The organism is Rahnella aceris, from assembly GCF_011684115.1.
Classification (GTDB): domain Bacteria; phylum Pseudomonadota; class Gammaproteobacteria; order Enterobacterales; family Enterobacteriaceae; genus Rahnella; species Rahnella aceris.
In genome coordinates this window covers 294,912-315,843 of record NZ_JAADJV010000002.1, presented here as the reverse complement: position 1 = coordinate 315,843, position 20,932 = coordinate 294,912, and the positions used below count along the sequence as shown (strand labels likewise).

Annotated in this window: 15 protein-coding genes; 12 read left to right on the top strand and 3 right to left on the bottom strand. The window is 52.7% G+C overall.

Going from position 1 to position 20,932, the window contains the following annotated elements; genetic code table 11:
- Positions 1 to 5 precede the first annotated feature (5 nt).
- Genes ileS through ispH form a run of 4 tightly spaced genes read left to right on the top strand, consistent with a single transcriptional unit; the run spans position 6 to position 4,738 of the window.
- Positions 6 to 2,822 carry an isoleucine--tRNA ligase gene (gene ileS / locus GW591_RS13810; protein WP_121019693.1) on the top strand — a complete coding sequence of 939 codons (2,817 nt, stop codon included), beginning with the start codon at positions 6 to 8 and terminating at the stop codon, positions 2,820 to 2,822.
- Positions 2,822 to 3,328: a signal peptidase II gene (lspA, locus tag GW591_RS13805; RefSeq protein WP_013577061.1), complete on the top strand. Its 507-nt coding sequence runs from the start codon at positions 2,822 to 2,824 to the stop codon at positions 3,326 to 3,328. The genes ileS and lspA overlap by 1 nt, the downstream gene beginning before the upstream one ends.
- 5 nt (positions 3,329 to 3,333) lie before the next feature.
- Positions 3,334 to 3,804, top strand: a complete 471-nt coding sequence (gene fkpB / locus GW591_RS13800; RefSeq protein ID WP_166860806.1) for an FKBP-type peptidyl-prolyl cis-trans isomerase — start codon at positions 3,334 to 3,336, stop codon at positions 3,802 to 3,804.
- Positions 3,785 to 4,738 carry a 4-hydroxy-3-methylbut-2-enyl diphosphate reductase gene (gene ispH / locus GW591_RS13795; RefSeq protein ID WP_013577059.1) on the top strand — a complete coding sequence of 318 codons (954 nt, stop codon included), beginning with the start codon at positions 3,785 to 3,787 and terminating at the stop codon, positions 4,736 to 4,738. Before fkpB ends, ispH begins: the two co-directional genes overlap by 20 nt.
- Positions 4,739 to 4,803: 65 nt before the next feature.
- Here ispH and GW591_RS13790 read toward each other — a convergent pair whose 3' ends face one another.
- Both GW591_RS13790 and GW591_RS13785 read right to left on the bottom strand, forming a co-directional pair.
- A complete protein-coding gene (locus GW591_RS13790; RefSeq protein ID WP_013577058.1) occupies positions 4,804 to 5,679 on the bottom strand; it encodes an SMP-30/gluconolactonase/LRE family protein in 876 nt (291 codons plus the stop codon).
- A gap of 160 nt (positions 5,680 to 5,839) precedes the next feature.
- A complete protein-coding gene (locus GW591_RS13785; protein WP_112151004.1) occupies positions 5,840 to 6,985 on the bottom strand; it encodes a porin in 1,146 nt (381 codons plus the stop codon).
- Positions 6,986 to 7,674: 689 nt separating this feature from the next.
- On the opposite strand from GW591_RS13785, the gene dapB reads away from it, so the two are divergent.
- The 6 genes from dapB to kefC all read left to right on the top strand — a co-directional run bounded on the left by dapB (position 7,675) and on the right by kefC (position 18,812).
- The gene (gene dapB, locus GW591_RS13780) at positions 7,675 to 8,496 is read left to right on the top strand and encodes a 4-hydroxy-tetrahydrodipicolinate reductase (protein ID WP_013577056.1); all 822 of its coding nucleotides are present in this window, start codon (positions 7,675 to 7,677) and stop codon (positions 8,494 to 8,496) included.
- 477 nt (positions 8,497 to 8,973) lie between these two features.
- A complete protein-coding gene (gene carA / locus GW591_RS13775) occupies positions 8,974 to 10,125 on the top strand; it encodes a glutamine-hydrolyzing carbamoyl-phosphate synthase small subunit (protein ID WP_013577055.1) in 1,152 nt (383 codons plus the stop codon).
- A gap of 16 nt (positions 10,126 to 10,141) precedes the next feature.
- Entirely contained in the window at positions 10,142 to 13,366 is a 3,225-nt protein-coding gene (gene carB, locus GW591_RS13770) for a carbamoyl-phosphate synthase large subunit (protein WP_013577054.1), read from the top strand.
- A gap of 335 nt (positions 13,367 to 13,701) precedes the next feature.
- A complete protein-coding gene (locus tag GW591_RS13765; RefSeq protein ID WP_013577053.1) occupies positions 13,702 to 16,293 on the top strand; it encodes a glycosyl hydrolase family 18 protein in 2,592 nt (863 codons plus the stop codon).
- A gap of 118 nt (positions 16,294 to 16,411) precedes the next feature.
- A complete protein-coding gene (kefF, locus tag GW591_RS13760; RefSeq protein ID WP_013577052.1) occupies positions 16,412 to 16,966 on the top strand; it encodes a glutathione-regulated potassium-efflux system oxidoreductase KefF in 555 nt (184 codons plus the stop codon).
- On the top strand, positions 16,959 to 18,812 hold the full coding sequence (gene kefC, locus GW591_RS13755; RefSeq protein ID WP_112151002.1) for a glutathione-regulated potassium-efflux system protein KefC: 1,854 nt from the start codon (positions 16,959 to 16,961) through the stop codon (positions 18,810 to 18,812). The genes kefF and kefC overlap by 8 nt, the downstream gene beginning before the upstream one ends.
- Positions 18,813 to 18,867: 55 nt before the next feature.
- On the opposite strand, the gene GW591_RS13750 is transcribed toward kefC, so the two are convergent.
- Positions 18,868 to 19,482 (bottom strand): LysE family translocator, encoded by a 615-nt coding sequence (locus GW591_RS13750; RefSeq protein ID WP_013577050.1) that lies wholly within the window; start codon positions 19,480 to 19,482, stop codon positions 18,868 to 18,870.
- A gap of 104 nt (positions 19,483 to 19,586) precedes the next feature.
- On the opposite strand from GW591_RS13750, the gene GW591_RS13745 reads away from it, so the two are divergent.
- A complete protein-coding gene (locus GW591_RS13745) occupies positions 19,587 to 20,396 on the top strand; it encodes a threonine/serine exporter family protein (protein WP_121019695.1) in 810 nt (269 codons plus the stop codon).
- On the top strand, positions 20,393 to 20,857 hold the full coding sequence (locus tag GW591_RS13740; RefSeq protein ID WP_037033453.1) for a threonine/serine exporter: 465 nt from the start codon (positions 20,393 to 20,395) through the stop codon (positions 20,855 to 20,857). Before GW591_RS13745 ends, GW591_RS13740 begins: the two co-directional genes overlap by 4 nt.
- The last annotated feature ends 75 nt before the right edge of the window (positions 20,858 to 20,932 follow it).

The window sequence follows — 20,932 nt, the reverse complement described above, 5'->3', positions numbered from 1 at the left end:
AATCTATGAGTGACTACAAGAACACCCTGAATTTGCCGGAAACAGGGTTCCCGATGCGTGGCGATCTGGCCAAGCGTGAACCTGACATGCTGAAAAATTGGTATGAACAGGATCTGTACGGGATTATTCGTGCTGCCAAGAAAGGCAAGAAAACCTTTATTTTGCATGACGGCCCTCCGTATGCGAACGGCAGCATTCATATTGGTCACTCAGTAAACAAAATTCTTAAAGACATGATCGTTAAGTCCAAAGGACTGGCGGGCTTTGATGCGCCGTATGTGCCGGGCTGGGACTGTCATGGTCTGCCAATCGAGCTTAAAGTCGAACAACTGATCGGCAAGCCCGGCGAGAAAGTCACGGCAGCAGAATTCCGTGAAGCCTGCCGTAAATACGCAGCAGAGCAGGTTGAAGGCCAGAAGAAAGACTTCATCCGTCTGGGCGTGTTGGGCGACTGGGATCATCCGTACCTGACCATGGACTTCAAAACTGAAGCCAACATCATTCGTGCGCTGGGTAAAATCATCGGTAACGGCCACCTGCACAAAGGGGCTAAGCCGGTTCACTGGTGTACAGATTGCGGTTCATCCCTGGCAGAAGCAGAAGTTGAGTATTACGACAAAGCGTCTCCTTCTATTGATGTGGCGTTCAACGCGACTGACGCTGCAGCAGTGGCTGCGAAGTTTGGCGTATCTTCCTTTAACGGCCCGATTTCTCTGGTGATCTGGACCACCACGCCGTGGACCATGCCAGCCAACCGCGCTATTTCACTGAACCCTGAGTTTTCTTATCAACTGATTCAGGCAGAAGGTCAGTGTCTGATCCTGGCAACCGATCTGGTTGAAAGCGTCATGAAACGCGCTGGTATCGCAGAATGGACTGTACTGGGCGAATGTAAAGGCGCGGACCTCGAACTGCTGCGCTTCAAACATCCATTCCTCGGTTTCGATGTTCCGGCGATCATGGGCGATCACGTGACGCTCGATGCCGGTACTGGTGCCGTGCATACCGCACCGGGTCATGGCCCGGACGACTTTGTTATCGGCCAGAAATACGGTCTGGAAGTGGCGAACCCGGTAGGGCCGAACGGCTGCTATCTGCCAGGCACTTACCCGACGCTGGACGGTAAATTCGTCTTTAAAGCCAACGATCTGATCGTTGAGTTGCTGCGTGAGAAAGGCGCATTGCTGCACGTTGAGAAAATAACGCACAGCTATCCGTGCTGCTGGCGTCATAAAACGCCAATCATCTTCCGCGCGACGCCACAATGGTTCATCAGCATGGATCAGAAAGGCCTGCGTCAGCAATCTCTGGAAGAGATCAAAGGCGTGCAGTGGATCCCGGACTGGGGCCAGGCGCGCATCGAAAACATGGTCGCTAACCGGCCTGACTGGTGTATCTCCCGTCAGCGTACCTGGGGCGTACCGATGTCTCTGTTCGTTCACAAAGACACTGAGCAACTGCATCCGCGCAGCCTTGAGCTGATGGAAGAAGTGGCGAAACGTGTTGAAGTGGATGGCATTCAGGCGTGGTGGGATCTGAATCCGGAAGACATTCTGGGTGCGGACGCTGCCGATTACGTCAAAGTGCCGGATACGCTGGACGTGTGGTTTGACTCCGGTTCAACGCATTCTTCTGTGGTGGATGTGCGTCCTGAGTTTAACGGTCATTCTCCTGATTTGTATCTGGAAGGGTCTGACCAGCATCGCGGCTGGTTCATGTCTTCCCTGATGATTTCGACTGCTATGAAAGGCAAAGCGCCTTACAAGCAAGTGCTGACGCACGGTTTCACCGTGGATGGTCAGGGCCGCAAAATGTCTAAATCCATCGGCAACACCATCGCGCCGCAAGACGTGATGAACAAGCTGGGTGGCGACATCCTGCGTCTGTGGGTGGCATCAACGGATTACACCGGCGAAATCGCCGTGTCCGACGAAATCCTTAAACGTGCTGCGGATTCTTATCGCCGCATCCGTAACACCGCGCGCTTCCTGCTGGCGAACCTTAACGGTTTCGATCCGGCGCTGCACAGCGTGGCACCGGAAGACATGGTTGTTCTGGATCGCTGGGCTGTTGGCCGTGCGAAAGCCGCACAGGACGAAATCATTGCCGCGTACGAAGCCTATGATTTCCATGGCGTCGTTCAACGCCTGATGCAGTTCTGCTCGATCGAAATGGGATCCTTCTACCTGGATATCATCAAAGATCGCCAGTACACCGCGAAAAGCGACAGCGTTGCACGTCGCAGCTGTCAGACCGCGCTGTATCACATCAGCGAAGCACTGGTTCGCTGGATGGCACCGATCATGTCGTTCACTGCCGATGAAATTTGGGCAGAACTGCCGGGAAGTCGTGAGAAATTTGTCTTTACCGAAGAGTGGTATGACGGTTTGTTCGGTCTGGCGGGCAACGAATCCATGAACGATGCGTTCTGGGATGAACTGCTGAAAGTCCGTGGCGAAGTGAATAAAGTGATTGAACAGGCGCGTGCAGATAAACGTCTGGGCGGTTCTCTGGAAGCGGCGGTCACGCTGTTTGCTGATGATGCGCTGGCAACGGACCTGCGTTCTCTGGGCAACGAACTGCGCTTTGTCCTCCTGACGTCAGGCGCGAAAGTTGCCACACTGTCTGAAGCAGACGATGCCGCTGTGCCGAGTGAATTGCTCAAAGGCCTGAAAATCGGTCTGGCGAAAGCGGAAGGTGACAAATGTCCGCGTTGCTGGCATTACACAACTGACGTTGGTCAGAACGCGGAACACAGCGACATCTGTGGCCGTTGTGTCACTAACATCGCCGGTGACGGCGAAGAGCGCAAGTTTGCATAATGAGTAAATCGATTTGTTCCACCGGACTCCGCTGGCTCTGGCTGGCGGTCGTGGTCATCATCGTGGATCTGGGCAGTAAGTTTCTCATTATGGGAAACTTCCAGCTCGGCGAATCCATGCCGTTGATCCCGTATTTAAATCTGTTCTACGCCCAAAATCATGGCGCTGCGTTCAGCTTCCTGGCTGATAAAGGCGGCTGGCAGCGCTGGTTCTTTGCGTTAATCGCGCTGGTGATTGTCGTGGCGCTGGTCGTGCTGATGTACCGCGGCACCGCGAAGCAAAAGCTGAACAATATCGCTTTTGCGATGATTATCGGCGGGGCGCTGGGCAATTTGTTTGATCGCCTGTATCACGGCTTTGTGGTCGATTTTATCGATTTTTACGTCGGTAACTGGCATTTTGCTACGTTCAATCTGGCTGACAGTTTTATTTGTGTCGGCGCGGCCATGGTGGTGCTGGAAGGTTTTCTGGCAAAGCCATCAGAAGCTACAAAGAGTAAAGGATAAGGTCTATGTCTCAACAGGTGAAACATGACAGCGCTGTACTGGTGCATTTTACGTTGAAGCTGGAAGATGGCTCTACGGCGGAATCAACCCGCGCCAATGGCAAACCTGCACTGTTTCGCCTTGGCGACAGCAGCTTGTCTGACGCGCTGGAAAATCAGCTGTTAGGGTTGAACGTAGGGGATAAACGGGCGTTCACGTTAGCCCCTGAATCGGCATTCGGTAGCAAAAGTCCGGATCTGATTCAGTTCTTCTCCCGCCGTGACTTTCAGGAAACTGGGGTGCCGGATGTCGGCACCATCATGTTGTTCAGTGGTCGTGATGGCAGCGAAATGCCGGGCGTTGTCCGTGAAGTGACAGAAGATTCAATCACTGTAGATTTCAACCATCCGCTGGCAGGGCAACATATCGATTTCGATATTGAAGTGCTGGAAATTGACCCGGAGCTTGAGGGGAAACATGCAGATATTGCTGGCTAATCCGCGAGGATTTTGTGCGGGTGTTGACCGCGCAATCAGTATTGTAGAACGTGCGCTGGAAATTTACGGCGCACCTATCTATGTCCGCCATGAAGTGGTGCATAACCGCTACGTGGTCGACAGCCTGCGTCAGCGCGGTGCTGTTTTTATCGAGCAAATCAGCGAAGTACCTGATGGGTCTATTCTGATTTTCTCTGCCCACGGTGTTTCTCAGGCGGTACGTGCAGAAGCGAAAGCGCGTGATCTGACGATGCTGTTTGACGCGACTTGTCCGCTGGTGACCAAAGTTCATATGGAAGTTGCGCGCGCCAGCCGTAAAGGCACTGAAGCCATTTTGATTGGTCACGCCGGGCATCCGGAAGTGGAAGGCACCATGGGGCAGTACAGCAATCCGAACGGGGGAATGTATCTGGTCGAGGCGCCGGAAGATGTTTATAAATTGCAGGTGAAAGACGAAAACAACCTGTGCTTTATGACGCAAACCACGCTGTCGGTTGACGACACTTCTGCGGTGATTGATGCGCTTCGCGATCGCTTCCCGAAAATCATCGGGCCGCGTAAAGATGATATTTGCTATGCCACAACTAACCGTCAGGAAGCCGTGCGTACGCTGGCTGACGGAGCAGATGTTGTGCTGGTGGTGGGTTCAAAGAACTCGTCGAACTCCAACCGTCTGGCCGAACTGGCGCAACGTGTCGGTGTACCTTCTTATCTGATCGACTCTGCGGCAGATATTCAGGAAAACTGGCTGAAAGATGCGAAAAGCATTGGCGTTACGGCAGGCGCATCCGCACCGGATATTCTGGTGCAGGACGTGATCAGCAAGCTGAAAACCTTTGGCGGGCTTGATGTGATCAACATCGAAGGGCGCGAGGAAAATATCGTGTTCGAAGTGCCAAAAGAGCTGCGTGTTGATGTGCGTCAGATCGACTGATCTCAGACCCTAAATGAAAACCGGCTCAAAGTGGCCGGTTTTTTTATGTCTGCACTCCTGCGGCATCAATGAGGCGGGAGTTTAAACAAATTCTGCGGTGCACCCACGGTGGTGGTTTCAACGTGCAGCAACGCACCCTCCAGCGCATGTGGCGCATCGAGGTTTTTTCGCGCCGAGGTGATAAACAGCTCAGTCATATCCGGCCCGCCAAACGTGCAACAACTCGGTTGTGTGACCGGCACTGGCTGGGTATCCAGTGTCAGTAATTCGCCCTGATTGATCTGCTGGCGCAGCAGGCATTTTGAACCCCAGCAGGCAGTGATCAGCCAGCCATTCTGTGCCAGCGCAGAGCCATCGGGGATCTTATCGCCCGAAGAAAAACAGGATATTTTCAGTGGATTGATGCGGCGGGCGTTGGCGGAGAAAAAGCGTTTTTTCTTACTGTCTGCAAACCAGACTTTGCCTTCATACCAGACCAGTGTGTTGGTACAACCGACGCCATCGAGCATCATTTCCGGCTTTTCTGCGCCCGCTTCATAGCGGAACCATTCGCCGTTATCTTTTTCTTCCTTTATATCCAGCGTACCAAACCACAGAGAACCATCGGGCGCGATGGCTGCTTCATTCGGACGGGTGCCTTCCGCGCCGGGATAATCACAAAGCTTCTGGCGGGTTTTCTGTTCGTACTCGTAAAGATGGATCCCGTCGACGGAAACCAGCAAAAATTGATTTCTTTTTTCGGTCAGCAACACGGCGCTGGTCAGCGAGGGGAGTTCATGAATTTCAGTTTGCCCGTTGTCGGGCCAGTAGCGCAAAACACACTGAGCCAGAATATCGACCCAAAGCAAAGATTGTGTACGCTGGCACCAGACGGGAGTTTCACCCAATTCGGCTCGGTAGTCGCCAATGGCAGTCACGTCGGACCGGAAAAATGCTGACATCGCAAAGCTCTCCTGCAGGTTACATAGTGGATATAGCGACAGCTGTCTCTATGAGTTTAGTCTGGCTTTGCGTACGTGGGATAGATGAAATGGTGTAAAAAGAAAGGGCCAGCCCGTCAATAAGACGTAAAGCTGGCCCCAAAAGTTCAGTCGTTAAGATTTAGAAATCGTAACGCAGACGGATCAGATTCATATCACCGAGATTATCGGTAGAGGACGTGAACACGTGCTCGTAATCAACACGGAAGCCGTAATCGAGCTGGAAGGACACACCCAACCCGTTATCAATACGCTGGTAATTACGGCCGGTTACATAGGTCAGACGGTCACCCATGAAGTACGGCTGAATGGTTTTGACCGCCAGCTGATTGATTGGGAAAGCATACCCCAGGAAGTATTCCAGACCATAAGCATCGCCCGCGAAGAAGCGATCTTCAGTTTTCACACCAGTCGTCAGGAAGTCATGGTAGTAACCGCCACCGAAGGACGCTGTCCAGTTGCCGGGTTTCCAGCTCAGCGCAGTACCAACAATGCTCTGGTTGTAATCTTTAGAGGTGTTGTCGCCCGGGTTTCTCATTTCTGCGTCGGTGTAGTTGTACGCCGTACCCCAGGTCAGATCTTTGGTGATGTGGTAATCCACACCGACAGAACCGCCGCCGTTACGTTTGTAACGCAGCCCGTTTTTGCCGGTGAGCAACTCATTGTCTTCGAACAGGTAAGAGGCATACACATCTGCATCGCCGAAGGTGTTTTTGTATTTCAGCATCTTACGGGAACGGTAAGAACCATCGTAATCGCCGTTCACACCATTACCCGGTGCCTGGGCGAGCATGTCGTAATCCCAGATATCGGTTTTCGCACCGACCACATCGTAATAAACGCTGTTTTGCTGACCGAAGGTCAACTGGCCGTAAGTTTTGCTTTTCAGACCGGTGTAGAGCATGCGACGGCTGGTGTTATGCGCGCCATCTGCGTGGTGATTATCCCAGCCAGTCAGGGCAGGAATATTCACACCCAGCTCGTAGTAGTTAATCCAGCTGATGTCATCAAACAGATAATAATCAGCAGAAAAACGGAAACGTGTACCGCCATCAAAACCATTGGTCTTGTAGTTTTTCACCCCGTTCTGGAACTGGAACTGCGGACGAATACTGCCGCCAACCTGGAAGTTCAGGCGGCTCAGCGGATCGTTCGGCTGTGGGTCTTGTTTAATCAGAGTGATTTCTGCGTGTGCAGCAAAAGAAGCTAAACCAAATAAAAGACCTGCAGTCGCCACTTGTGTGACTTTGTTCAGTTTGAATTTCATGTTAAGTCCCTGTGCCAATATACTGATCTGAAAAATCAGCAACAAAATTGGCAGTGTGTATTTTTTATATTCCCCTTACTGATGACTGTCTGGTAAGGGTGAAGACGCGCCTTATGAAGCCAGGCTACTTATTTTGACTGTCGTTTAAATCAAATTTCGGCAGTTAAAATTAGGTTGCTATTTATTATCATAATCATTGATTTTATCAATATTATTTCGCCATATATAATAAAAATTTAATGTTTCAGATCTAAGAAATGTTTTGTTTGCTGCTTATCTGTCTCACGCAAGGATGTGAATACGCGTTTTCAGAAATCACCGTCATATTCTTCTTTCTCCTTTAATACATATTGTCAGACGGTGCCCTGGGGGAGAGTGATAAAATCAGTGTCGCGAAAGATGCAGGGAGAAGGGCGGACGAAAGCTGAAACTTATGCACTACATTGCATGGTTATGCGAGCCGCATTAAGGCGGGCTTTTTGGTGTTTTTTTGTCCGTTAGTTCCAGTTTTGCCAGTCGTTTAACACAAAATCACAGATTGCGTAACCTGAAACCAGATGGCTTTTACTGATATTAACGGGGCTGTATCATAATTTTCTAATTATGAGGCAATTTTGCTGGCTCCCAGATCGCGGGGTCGATAACCTGATTCTGTTTCACGGCAGAACCACAAAAAGAAGAGAGTAATTATGAGTAACGCTGATATTCGCATGGCTGTTGTTGGCGCGGGTGGCCGTATGGGCCGGCAGCTGATTCAGGCCATCTCTGACGCCGAAGGCGTGGTGTTGGGCGCAGCGCTGGAACGTACCGGTTCTTCCTTAGTGGGCACCGATGCGGGTGAACTGGCTGGCGTGGGTACTGCTGGCATTAAAGTGCATGACAATCTGGATGCCGTGAAGAATGACTTCGATATTTTGATCGACTTCACCCGTCCGGAAGGCACCCTGGCTCATCTGGAATTTTGCCAGAAACACCATAAAGGTATGATTATCGGCACTACGGGCTTTGACGATGCCGGTAAGGCTGCAATTAAGCAGGCTTCTGAGGTTATTCCGGTGGTTTTTGCGGCCAACTTCAGCGTGGGCGTGAATGTTGTCCTCAAGCTGCTGGAAAAAGCGGCCAAAGTCATGGGCGATTACACGGATATTGAAATCGTGGAAGCGCACCACCGTCATAAAGTTGATGCACCATCAGGCACAGCACTGGCAATGGGTGAAGCGATTGCTGATGCGTTAGGGCGTGATCTGAAAGATTGTGCGGTGTATGCCCGTGAAGGTCATACCGGTGAACGTGATCCAAAAAGTATTGGTTTTGCCACCATTCGTGCCGGCGATATCGTCGGTGAACATACCGCGATGTTTGCCGATATCGGGGAGCGTGTTGAGATTACCCATAAGGCTTCCAGCCGTATGACCTTCGCAAATGGCGCAGTTCGTGCAGGAAAGTGGCTTTTCTCGCATAAAAGTGGTCTTTATGACATGCGGGATGTCCTTGGTTTAGAAGATTTGTAGTCAAAGTTTTAGATGTGATGTGGTTGTTTTGGTCATAATCTTTTGATAAAAGGGCAGTTCCTTGATTGCCCTTCTCTTTTTTATTTAAAATGGCTATTTGGGTTTGTTTTAATTTTGAATCCTGTGTTTTACTGACTTTATCCCGATCCATCATGCTGTATTGTTTGTTTTTTGCACTCCCTTGTTTCCCTGAGCTGTAACAAAACTCCTTTCTTCGTCATTTTTCAGACATCCTCTTCCGCAAACGGTTACTATACTGACTTAGGCTGTGTTTTTATGGCAGTGAGAGTCCATTTTCACTGAGTTGTGCGAAAAACAGAGAAATATTGGCGCTTTTGGTAGACAAACCGAACTGCCATCATTAGAATGCGCGCAATTTGCCAAAAATTGGCTTCGGGAGCGATTTTTGCATTGATTTAGATCGGGTTATCTGAATTAATATGCAGATATTGTGATTTATTATTCTTGGAGGATGCTTTGATAAAGTCAGCGCTATTGGTTCTGGAAGACGGAACCCAATTCCACGGTCGGGCCATCGGGGCAGAAGGGTCGGCAGTGGGGGAAGTGGTCTTCAATACGTCGATGACCGGTTATCAAGAAATCCTCACTGATCCTTCCTATTCCCGCCAGATTGTCACTCTCACTTATCCCCATATCGGTAATGTCGGCACCAATGCCGCTGATGAAGAATCCTCCGCAGTACATGCTCAAGGCCTGGTCATCCGCGATTTACCCCTGATAGCCAGCAACTACCGCAGTGAAGAAAATCTTTCTGATTACCTCAAGCGCAACAATATCGTTGCCATCGCCGATATTGATACCCGCAAACTGACCCGTCTGTTACGCGAAAAAGGCGCACAGAACGGCTGTATTATCGCGGGCGATTCACCGGATGCTGAACTGGCGCTGCAAAAAGCCAAAGCATTCCCGGGCCTGAAAGGCATGGATCTGGCGAAAGAAGTGACCACGACGGAATCTTACCGCTGGCAACAAGGTAGCTGGACTCTGGAAGGCGAACTGCCTGAAGCAAAAAAAGCCGAAGACTTGCCATTCCACGTGGTGGCTTATGACTACGGCGCGAAACGCAATATCCTGCGCATGCTGGTGGATCGCGGATGCCGCCTGACGGTCGTTCCTGCACAGACTCCGGCAGAAGACGTCCTGAAAATGAATCCGGACGGCATCTTCCTGTCCAATGGCCCGGGCGATCCGGAGCCTTGTGATTACGCCATCGCCGCCATCAAAACCTTCCTGGAAACCGACATACCGGTCTTCGGCATCTGCCTCGGCCATCAGTTACTGGCACTCGCCAGCGGCGCGAAGACCGTGAAAATGAAACTCGGCCACCACGGCGGTAACCATCCGGTAAAAGATCTCGATAAAAATATCGTGATGATCACCGCACAGAACCACGGCTTTGCGGTTGATGAATCCGGCCTGCCAGCCAATCTGCGCGTGACGCACAAATCATTGTTTGACCATACGGTGCAGGGTATCCACCGTACCGATAAAGCGGCGTTCAGCTTCCAGGGCCACCCTGAAGCGAGCCCAGGCCCGCACGATGCGGCACCGCTGTTTGACCACTTTATCGAACTGATTGAAGCTTTTCGCACAAACAACGCCAGATAACAGGAGCGAATAAAAAATGCCAAAACGTACAGACATAAAAAGCATCCTGATTCTGGGCGCCGGCCCGATTGTTATCGGCCAGGCTTGTGAATTTGACTACTCCGGCGCACAGGCGTGTAAAGCGCTGCGTGAAGAGGGTTACCGCGTCATTCTGGTGAACTCCAACCCGGCAACGATCATGACTGACCCTGAAATGGCGGATGCGACTTACATCGAGCCGATCCACTGGGAAGTTGTGCGCAAAATTATCGAAAAAGAACGTCCCGATGCCGTGCTGCCAACCATGGGCGGCCAGACCGCACTGAACTGTGCACTGGAACTGGAACGTCAGGGCGTGCTGGAAGAATTCGGTGTGACCATGATTGGCGCGACCGCAGACGCCATTGATAAAGCTGAAGATCGTCGCCGTTTCGACGTGGCGATGAAAAAAATCGGCCTCGACACCGCACGTTCCGGTATTGCACACACGATGGAAGAAGCGCTGGCGGTTGCCGCTGACGTTGGCTTTCCGTGCATCATCCGTCCGTCATTCACTATGGGCGGCACCGGTGGCGGTATTGCGTACAACCGTGAAGAGTTCGAAGAGATTTGCGAACGCGGGCTGGATCTTTCCCCGACCAAAGAGCTGCTGATTGATGAGTCGCTGATTGGCTGGAAAGAGTACGAGATGGAAGTGGTGCGTGATAAAAACGACAACTGCATCATCGTCTGCTCCATTGAAAACTTCGATGCGATGGGCATCCACACCGGTGACTCCATCACCGTGGCGCCAGCGCAGACCCTGACCGACAAAGAATACCAAATCATGCGTAACGCCTCGATGGCGGTGCTGCGTGAAATCGGCGTAGAAACCGGTGGCTCCAACGTTCAGTTCTCGGTGAACCCGAAAAATGGTCGTCTGATTGTTATCGAAATGAACCCGCGTGTCTCCCGTTCCTCAGCCCTGGCCTCCAAAGCGACCGGTTTCCCGATTGCTAAAGTGGCGGCGAAACTGGCGGTGGGTTACACCCTCGATGAGTTGATGAACGATATCACCGGCGGCAAAACGCCAGCGTCGTTTGAACCTTCTATCGACTACGTTGTGACTAAAATCCCTCGCTTCAACTTCGAGAAATTTGCCGGTGCCAACGACCGTCTGACCACGCAGATGAAGTCTGTCGGCGAAGTGATGGCGATTGGTCGTACACAGCAGGAATCTCTGCAAAAAGCCTTGCGCGGCCTGGAAGTCGGCGCGAGCGGTTTCGACCCGAAAGTGAGTCTGGATGATCCGGAAGCGCTGACCAAAATTCGTCGTGAACTGAAAGAAGCCGGTGCCGAGCGTATCTGGTATATCGCTGATGCCTTCCGTGCCGGGATGTCTGTTGACGGCATCTTCAACCTGACCAACGTGGACCGCTGGTTCCTGGTGCAGATTGAAGAGCTGGTGAAACTGGAAAATGAAGTGGCCGAGGGCGGCTTCAACATTCTGACCCACGACTACCTGCGCATGCTCAAGCGTAAAGGCTTTGCGGATCTGCGTCTGGCTAAACTGGTCGGCGTGTCAGAAAGCGAAGTGCGCAAACTGCGTCACAAATACAACCTGCATCCGGTCTACAAACGTGTTGATACCTGTGCGGCGGAATTCTCTACCGATACCGCCTACATGTACTCCACGTATGAAGAAGAGTGTGAATCTAACCCGACCAATGATAAGCCAAAAATCATGGTGCTGGGCGGTGGTCCAAACCGTATCGGTCAGGGTATCGAGTTCGATTATTGCTGCGTACACGCCTCGCTGGCGCTGCGTGAGGACGGTTACGAAACCATCATGGTTAACTGTAACCCGGAAACTGTGTCTACCGATTATGATACCTCTGACCGCCTGTACTTCGAATCCGTCACTCTGGAAGACGTGCTGGAAATCGTGCGTATCGAACAGCCGAAAGGCGTGATTGTTCAGTACGGCGGCCAGACTCCGCTGAAACTGGCGCGTGAACTGGAAGCCGCTGGCGTGCCAATTATCGGCACCAGCCCGGATGCCATCGACCGCGCCGAAGACCGTGAACGTTTCCAGCAGGCGGTTAACCGTCTGGGCCTGAAACAACCGGCAAACGCCACAGTCGCGACTATCGAACAGGCTGTTGAGAAAGCCGCGGGTATCGGTTATCCGCTGGTGGTACGTCCGTCTTATGTTCTGGGCGGCCGTGCGATGGAAATCGTATACGACGAAATCGACCTGCGCCGTTACTTCCAGAACGCCGTCAGCGTGTCGAACGACGCCCCGGTTCTGCTGGACCGCTTCCTTGACGACGCCGTAGAAGTTGACGTTGATGCTATCTGCGACGGTGAGCGCGTGCTGATTGGCGGTATCATGGAGCACATCGAACAGGCGGGCGTTCACTCCGGTGACTCTGCATGTTCACTGCCGTGCTACACGCTGAGCAAAGAGATTCAGGATGTGATGCGTCAGCAGGTCGAGAAACTGGCCTTCGAGCTGAGCGTTCGCGGCCTGATGAACGTCCAGTTCGCCGTGAAGAACAACGAAGTCTACCTGATTGAAGTCAACCCGCGTGCTGCACGTACCGTACCGTTCGTGTCCAAAGCGACCGGTGTGGCGCTGGCAAAAGTCGCCGCGCGCGTGATGGCAGGTCAGACTCTGGCAGAGCAGGGCATTACCGAAGAAGTCATCCCGCCTTACTACTCCGTGAAAGAAGTGGTGTTGCCGTTCAACAAATTCCCTGGCGTTGACCCGATTCTTGGGCCGGAAATGCGTTCTACCGGTGAAGTGATGGGCGTTGGCCGTACCTTCGCAGAAGCCTTTGCCAAAGCGCAACTGGGAAGCAACTCCGGCATGAAGAAAGCCGGACGCGCACTGTTGTCGGTTCGTGAAGGCGACAAAGGCCGTGTGGTGGATCTGGCCGCGAAACTGCTGAAACGCGGTTTCGAGCTGGATGCGACTCACGGTACTGCGGTAGTGCTGGGCGAAGCCGGGATTAACCCGCGTCTGGTCAACAAGGTGCATGAAGGCCGTCCGCATATTCAGGACCGTATCAAGAACGGCGAATATGTGTATATCGTGAACACCACGGCGGGTCGTCAGGCGATTGAAGACTCCAAGCTTATCCGTCGCAGTGCGCTGCAATACAAAGTGCATTACGACACTACGCTGAACGGTGGTTTCGCGACGGCAATGGCATTATCTTCTGACCCGACTGAACAGGTAATTTCGGTGCAGGAAATGCACGCCAAAATCAGCAAATAAGTATCTTCTGTTTCCATCCGGTCGTTAAGACGCCCGTTCCCGAAAGGGGCGGGCGTCTTTTTATATGTGTTTGGCTAGAATGTTAAATATAATCATTAAATATGTTTATCATTAAAATTATATTTTTTATGTATGAAAGTCTTCATATGAAAGTGAATTTATCATAAGTTATTATTTTAGATCGATATTTTGTGTTAATGTGATGGGTGTCATGATGTTTTAATGTTTAATTATTGTTATGTTTTTGTTCCTGATTTTATACTCGGAGCTTGGGTTAGTTCACATCGAGAATTAACCCTTCTTGCAGCGCTTTCAGTCAAAATGAGGAATTTCACATGTACAAAACACCTGTCACCCTTCTGGCTTTACTCATCGGCGCGGTTCTTGCGCCGGTCTCACAGGCGGCACTTCCCGGAAAGCCGACACTCGGTGCGGATGAAACCACCTTTGCCATCATTGATATCAATCAGTCCGCCTCGGCCTACAATCAACTGGTCACTGTAAAGAATGCGGCGGATGTCACCGTCACCTGGAATTTGTGGACCGGCGATGCGGGGCAGACGGCCAAAGTGTTACTGAACGGTGCGCAGGTCTGGAGCGGCCCTTCCGGCGCAACGGGCAGCGCCACGTTTGCTGTCAATAAAGGCGGGCGCTATCAGTTGCAGGTTGCGTTATGTAACAGCGAAGGCTGTACCACCAGTGACGCCAAACAAATTGTAGTGGCGGATACCGATGGCAGCCATTTGCTACCATTGACCAGCACGCTGAAGGAAAACAACCAGCCTTATAACAATAAATCCGGCAAGGTCGTAGGCGCTTATTTTGTCGAGTGGGGCGTGTACGGTCGCGGGTTCCCGGTGGATAAAATCCCTGCGCAGAACCTGACTCATATCCTGTACGGCTTTACGCCGATTTGCGGCGGGGATGGGATTAACGACAGCTTAAAAAGCATTGAGGGCAGTTTTCAGGCCTTGCAACGCGCCTGTGCAGGGCGTCAGGATTTTAAAGTCGCGATCCATGATCCCTGGGCTGCAGTGCAAATGCCTCAGCAAGGTGTCAGTGAATATTCTGCGCCTTACAAAGGCAATTTCGGCCAGCTGATGGCGCTGAAGAAAGCCTACCCGAATCTGAAAATTGTCCCTTCCATCGGTGGCTGGACGCTATCCGACCCGTTCTATTTCATGAAAGACAAAGCGAAGCGGGATGTTTTTGTGGCCTCGGTGAAGGAGTTTCTGCAAACCTGGAAATTCTTCGACGGTGTGGATATCGACTGGGAATTTCCGGGCGGTGGCGGTGAAAATCCTGCACTGGGCAGCACGGCGGATGGAGATACCTATGTGCAGCTGATGAAAGAGCTGCGGACTATGCTCAATGAATTATCCGCCCAAACCGGAAAAACCTATGAACTGAGTTCGGCGATCAGTGCAGGCCGGGACAAAATTGATAACGTGGATTACAGCGCCGCGCAGCAGTATATGGATCATATTTTCCTGATGAGCTATGACTTCTATGGCGCTTTCTCACTGACGACGCTGGGACACCAAACTGCGTTGTACGGCTCCGCCTCGAAACCCGATACCGATTACACCACCGATCATGGCGTGCAGGCGTTGCTTTCACAGGGCGTGACGCCGGGCAAAATTGTAGTGGGTGCGGCCATGTATGGGCGCGGCTGGACGGGGGTGAAGAATTTCCAGAATAACGATCCTTTCACCGGGACCGCGACCGGCCCGACCGCCGGTACCTGGGAAAATGGCATTCTTGATTACCGTCAGGTGGCGAAACTTAAAGCCAACAGTGACTGGCAGTACAAGTATGATGCCGCAGCTGAAGCACCGTATTTGTGGAAGCCTTCCACCGGCGATTTGATCACTTACGACGACAACCGTTCAGTGGTCGCGAAAGGTAAATATGTTTTGGCTAATCAGTTGGGTGGCCTGTTTGCATGGGAAATTGATGCGGATAATGGCGATATTTTAAATGCCATGCATGAAGGCTTAGGGAATGGCACCGGCGGCGGCACGACGAACCTTGCGCCGCTGGCCAGTGCCGGGACAAATCAGAACGTGACCGGTCCGTTGACAGTGACGCTCGATGGTTCTGCTTCCCGTGATCCGGAAAATGCAGCCCTGACGTATTTGTGGACCAAAGTCTCCGGGCCTGCGGTGACGCTGACCAATGCAGACAAAGCCAAAGCGCAGTTTAATGTCCTTACTACCGCGCAAGATCAGGTGTGGGTATTCCAGCTGAAAGTGACCGATCCACAAGGGCTGAGCGCCACGGCGCAGGTTCAGGTGACAAACTCGGCGGTTCAGGCGAACCAGCCGCCGGTGGTGACGTTGCCAGCGACCATGGCTGTAACGGCAGGTAATACCTTCGCGCTGGTGGCACAGGCGACGGATGCCAATAACGATCCGCTCACGTATCAGTGGACGTTGCCCGCCGGTCTGAGCGCCAGCTCGCTGACCACCAGCTCCATCAACGTTACCGCTCCGGCGGTCACCAGCAGCACAGTGTATCCGGTCAGTGTGATGGTCAGCGATGGAAAATCATCCACGTCTGCCAGCTTACAACTGACGGTTAACCCGGCGAGCACGGGCGGGTGTGGTGTGACAACGGATCCTGCGGCGGCGCAAGTGCCTGCCTGGGACAGCAGCAAAATCTACAATACCGGCGATGCCGTCAGCTACAACCAGCTGATATGGAAGGCGAAATACTGGACACAAAACAACCCGCCATCGCGCAGCAGCGATCAGTGGCAACTCGTCAGCAATATCACATTGCCTTACGACAATGCGGCCACCTATGTTCAGGGGGAAATGGCCACTTACGGCGGCCATAACTGGAAAGCGAAGGTCTGGACTCGGGGTGTCACGCCGGTTGCAGGTGACAACTGGCTGGATCTCGGGGCAGTCAGTTGTCCGTGAATCCTTTCATGTAAATCGACAGGGCCTGAGGGCCCTGTTTTTCATCGTATTTACGGCAGTTAATAAATGTTAAAAATACTTTATGATGAATGCATATTTTGTCGATATGAGTTCACAGATGATTTTAATAATTTACGCCCATCCCTATCCGCGCCATTCAAGAGCCAATCAGGGGCTGCTGTCGGCAGTCAGTGATTTGCCCAACGTCGAAGTGCGTTCGCTCTACGACCTCTATCCCGATTTCAATATCGACATTGCCGCTGAACAGAAAGCCGTTGAACGTGCAGATCTGGTGGTCTTCCAGCATCCGCTCCAATGGTACAGCTTGCCGCCACTGATGAAACTGTGGATCGACAAAGTGCTCGAGCACGGCTGGGCGTACGGCCATGAAGGCAATGCCTTAAATGGCAAACATTGCTTGTGGGCGGTAACGACCGGCGGTAACGAGCACCATTTCGAGCTGGGTGATCACCCCGATTTTGACGTGCTGGCGCAGCCGTTACAGGCGACAGCCATTTATTGCGGCATGCACTGGCTGCCGTATTTCGCCGTGCACAACACCTTCATTTGCGATGAAGTGGCGCTGAAAGCGGCGGGAGAAGAATATCGTCGCCGTTTAACCGCCTGCCTGAGTCTGAAAGAAGGCTGCCCGCCGGAGGTGAGCCTTGGATAACCATAACCTGATGATTGAAGGCCTGATTTATCTCGGCTCGGCGGCGCTGTTTGTGCCGATTGCGGTACGTCTGGGTCTGGGTTCTGTGCTCGGTTACCTGATTGCGGGCTGCATTATCGGCCCGTGGGGGCTGAAACTGGTCTCTGATGCCGAATCAATTCTGACCTTTGCGGAGATCGGCGTGGTGCTGATGCTGTTTGTCATCGGACTTGAGCTGGATCCCAAACGGTTGTGGACGATGCGTGCCTCGGTTTTCGGCGGCGGCAGCATTCAGATGGTGGGCTGCGGCGCAGTGCTCAGCGCATTCTGTTATTTCCTCGGACTGGACTGGAAAATCGCCCTGTTGATCGGCCTGACGCTGGCGCTTTCTTCAACGGCCATTGCCATGCAGGCGATGAGTGAGCGCAGCCTGACGGCTTCACCCATTGGCCGCAGCGCTTTTGCGGTGTTGCTGTTCCAGGATATCGCCGCCATCCCGCTGGTGGCGATGATCCCCTTACTGGCGAGCACCGGCGAAGCCACAACGCTGATGAGTTTTGGTTTGTCAGCGGCAAAAGTGGTCGGTGCGTTGGTGCTGGTGGTGTTGCTCGGGCGCTATGTTACGCGGCCCTTGCTGCACTTCGTGGCACGCTCCGGCATGCGTGAAGTGTTCAGTGCCGTTGCGCTATTTCTGGTATTCGGCTTCGGTATTCTGCTGGAAATGGCCGGTATGTCGATGGCGATGGGCGCATTTCTGGCGGGTGTCTTGCTGGCAAGTTCTGAATACCGTCACGCGCTGGAAAGCGATATCCAGCCGTTCAAAGGTCTGCTGCTCGGCTTGTTCTTTATCGGCGTCGGCATGTCTATTGACTTCGGCACGCTGGTCCATCAGCCGCTGCTTATTGCCACATTGCTGGTCGGTTTTATGGCGCTGAAAGCCGCCTTGTTGTGGCTGGTTGCGCCGTGGCTGGGTGTGCCGAAAAAGCAGCGCGGCCTGTTTGCCATCTTAATCGGGCAGGGCAGTGAGTTCGCGTTTGTGATTTTCAGCACCGCTCAAATGGCAGGTGTGTTGCCGGTAGAATGGTCGAAAGCTCTGACGCTGGCCGTGGCGCTTTCCATGGCGGTGACGCCATTGCTGCTGGTACTGTCCGCGCGCCTTGAGCGCAATGCGCCGAAAGATGACCGTCCGCATGACACCATTGATGATGAGAACGCGCAGGTAATTATTGCCGGTTTCGGGCGCTTTGGTCAGATTGCCGGTCGTTTGCTGCTGGCAAATAACGTCCACACGGTGGTCCTGGATCACGATCCGGATCACATCGAAACGCTGCGTAAATTTGGCACCAAAGTGTTTTACGGCGACGCCACACGCGTTGATTTGCTGGAGTCCGCCGGTGCCGCGCAGGCGAAGGTTCTGATTAATGCCATCGACGATGTGGAAGCCAACCTTCAGCTGACGGCGCTGGCGAAAGAGCATTTCCCGAATCTGAAAGTAATTGCCCGCGCCCGTGATGTCGATCACTGGTATCAGTTGCGTCAGTTGGGTGTCGAAGCGCCGGAGCGTGAACTGTTTGAAGGCTCCTTGCGCGTCGGCCGCGATGTGCTGGAGGCGCTGGGGCTGGATGCGTACGAAGCCCGCGAGAAGGCAGATCTGTTCCGCCGCTATAACCTGAAAATGCTGGAGGCTACTATCGAGAATTACGAAGATACTGAGTTCCGTATCGCCAGCATGCAGCGTGCGAAAGATATGCTGACAGCCGCTATCGAGCAGGATCAGGAGCGTCTGGCTTCTGGTCAGCAACAGGGCTGGCGTGGCAGTATTGACGGAAAAGCGCCTGAGAAAGAGGTGATTGAAGCGAAGGGCTAAGCCGCCGTTAAAACAGAAAACCGGTGCCTGATGCACCGGTTTTTTCTTTCTGAACTCAGCTCAGTGCGACTTTAATGCCCAAACCGATCAGTACACCGCCCAGCAGTTTATCGATAAGTTTCTGCGCTTTCGCCAGACCACGACGCACCGGCGGGCTCTGGATAAGTAACGCCAGCGAAGGCCACCAAATGGCCGACAAACCGACGATTATAGAGGCGTACCACAGCTTTTCACCGAAGGTGGAGTTAATCTGCAAGACTTGCGTAAACATCGCCAGGAAGAAAAGTGTCGCCTTTGGATTGAGCAGGTTACACAGATAACCCTGCACGAACGCGGTGCGTAGTTTTACCTGCTGTGGCTCCAGTCCGTCGAGGTTCATTTTGCTGTTGCTGCGCGAAAACAACGCCTGAATACCGACCCAGATCAGATAAGCCGCACCGACGTATTTCAGTAAATCAAATAACCACGGCGTGGTGGTGATCACCACTGCCAGACCGGCCACGCAGTAAGACATATGCGTAATCACACCACAAATAACACCCAGTGACGTCATGAGTGCCGCGATGCGCGGATAGCGGGCCGCATTTTTGATGACCAGAAAGAAATCGGGACCGGGAGAAAGCATGCCGAGGAAGGCGATACTGGCAACAAAAAGGGTGGTTTCAAGCATGAAAATAACCGTCGTCAATGTTCGGAACAAAAGAAGGCGGCATGATACGCCAATCCTCAGTAAGTTAAATCACTCTTATTGCTTTTTTGCGGGCGGTGAATGGTATGCAGGATCCGGTCATAGAATACCCGGTGCGTGAAAGCCCCGAGGCGCATCATCAACGTGAAATTACCCGTTTGTGCATCGAATGTGCCCTGATGCTGTTGCAGCATGGTGCCGAAAGTATGCTGGTCGAACAGCTGTCGGCGAGGCTTGGCGTCGCGCTGGGAATGGACCGGGTGGAAAGCTCGATCTCCGCCAATGCCATTGTGCTCAGCACCTTAAGCGGCGGTTATTGTCTGACCTCGACGCGTAAAAATGTTGACCGCGGGATCAACATGCAGGTTGTGACACAAGTCCAACATACGGTGATCCTGGCCGAGCATAAACTGCTCGACAGTCAACTGGTGGCAAAACGCCTGCAAAAAATCAAACCGCTGCGGTATCCGCGCTGGCTGATGATCCTGATGGTGGCGCTCTCCTGCGGGTGTTTCAGCAAACTTAATGGTGGCGGCTGGGATGCATTCATTGTCACTTTTTTTGCCAGCGGCGTCGCCATGGCCGTACGCCAGAGCCTTACTGCACGGCATATGAATCCGCTCATCAACTTTTGCTGCACGGCATTCGTGGCGACTTCCATTTCAGGGTTGCTGTTGCGGCTGGGCATTTTTCAGCAGTCATCAAACGTCGCAATGGCTGCCAGCGTGTTATTGCTGGTGCCGGGGTTTCCGCTGATTAATGCCGTGGCGGATATGTTCAAAGGGCATGTGAATACCGGACTGGCGCGCTGGACTATGGCCAGCCTGCTGACACTGGCGACCTGCATTGGCGTAGTCATGGCAATGGCATTGTGGGATTTACGGGGGTGGTCATGAGCCTTTTATGGGCACTGATTCAGGATATGCTTTTCGCTGCCGTGCCCGCACTGGGCTTTGCGATGGTGTTTAATGTGCCGCCGCGGGCATTACGTTATTGCGCACTGCTCGGCGCAGTTGGCCACGGCACGCGGATGTTGCTGATCCACGGCGGGATAAACATCGAATGGGCCTCCCTGCTGGCAGCTATACTGATTGGCATTATGGGCATTCGATGGTCACGCTGGTTACTGGCACATCCTAAAGTTTTCACCGTTGCCGCTGTTATACCGATGTTCCCCGGCATTTCTGCCTACACGGCGATGATCTCAGTCGTGGAGATTTCGCATCTGGGCTACAGCGAAGCATTGCTATCGACGGCACTCACCAATTTTCTGAAAGCCAGTTTTATCGTCGGGGCATTATCTATCGGATTATCGTTACCGGGATTGTGGCTGTACCGTAAACGCCCCGGTGTGTAAGCGTTGTTGTACAACGTGGAGCTACCATGCAAAAAAGCAGGTGAGCGCTTCAGCATTTTCGACTGGATTACGGCG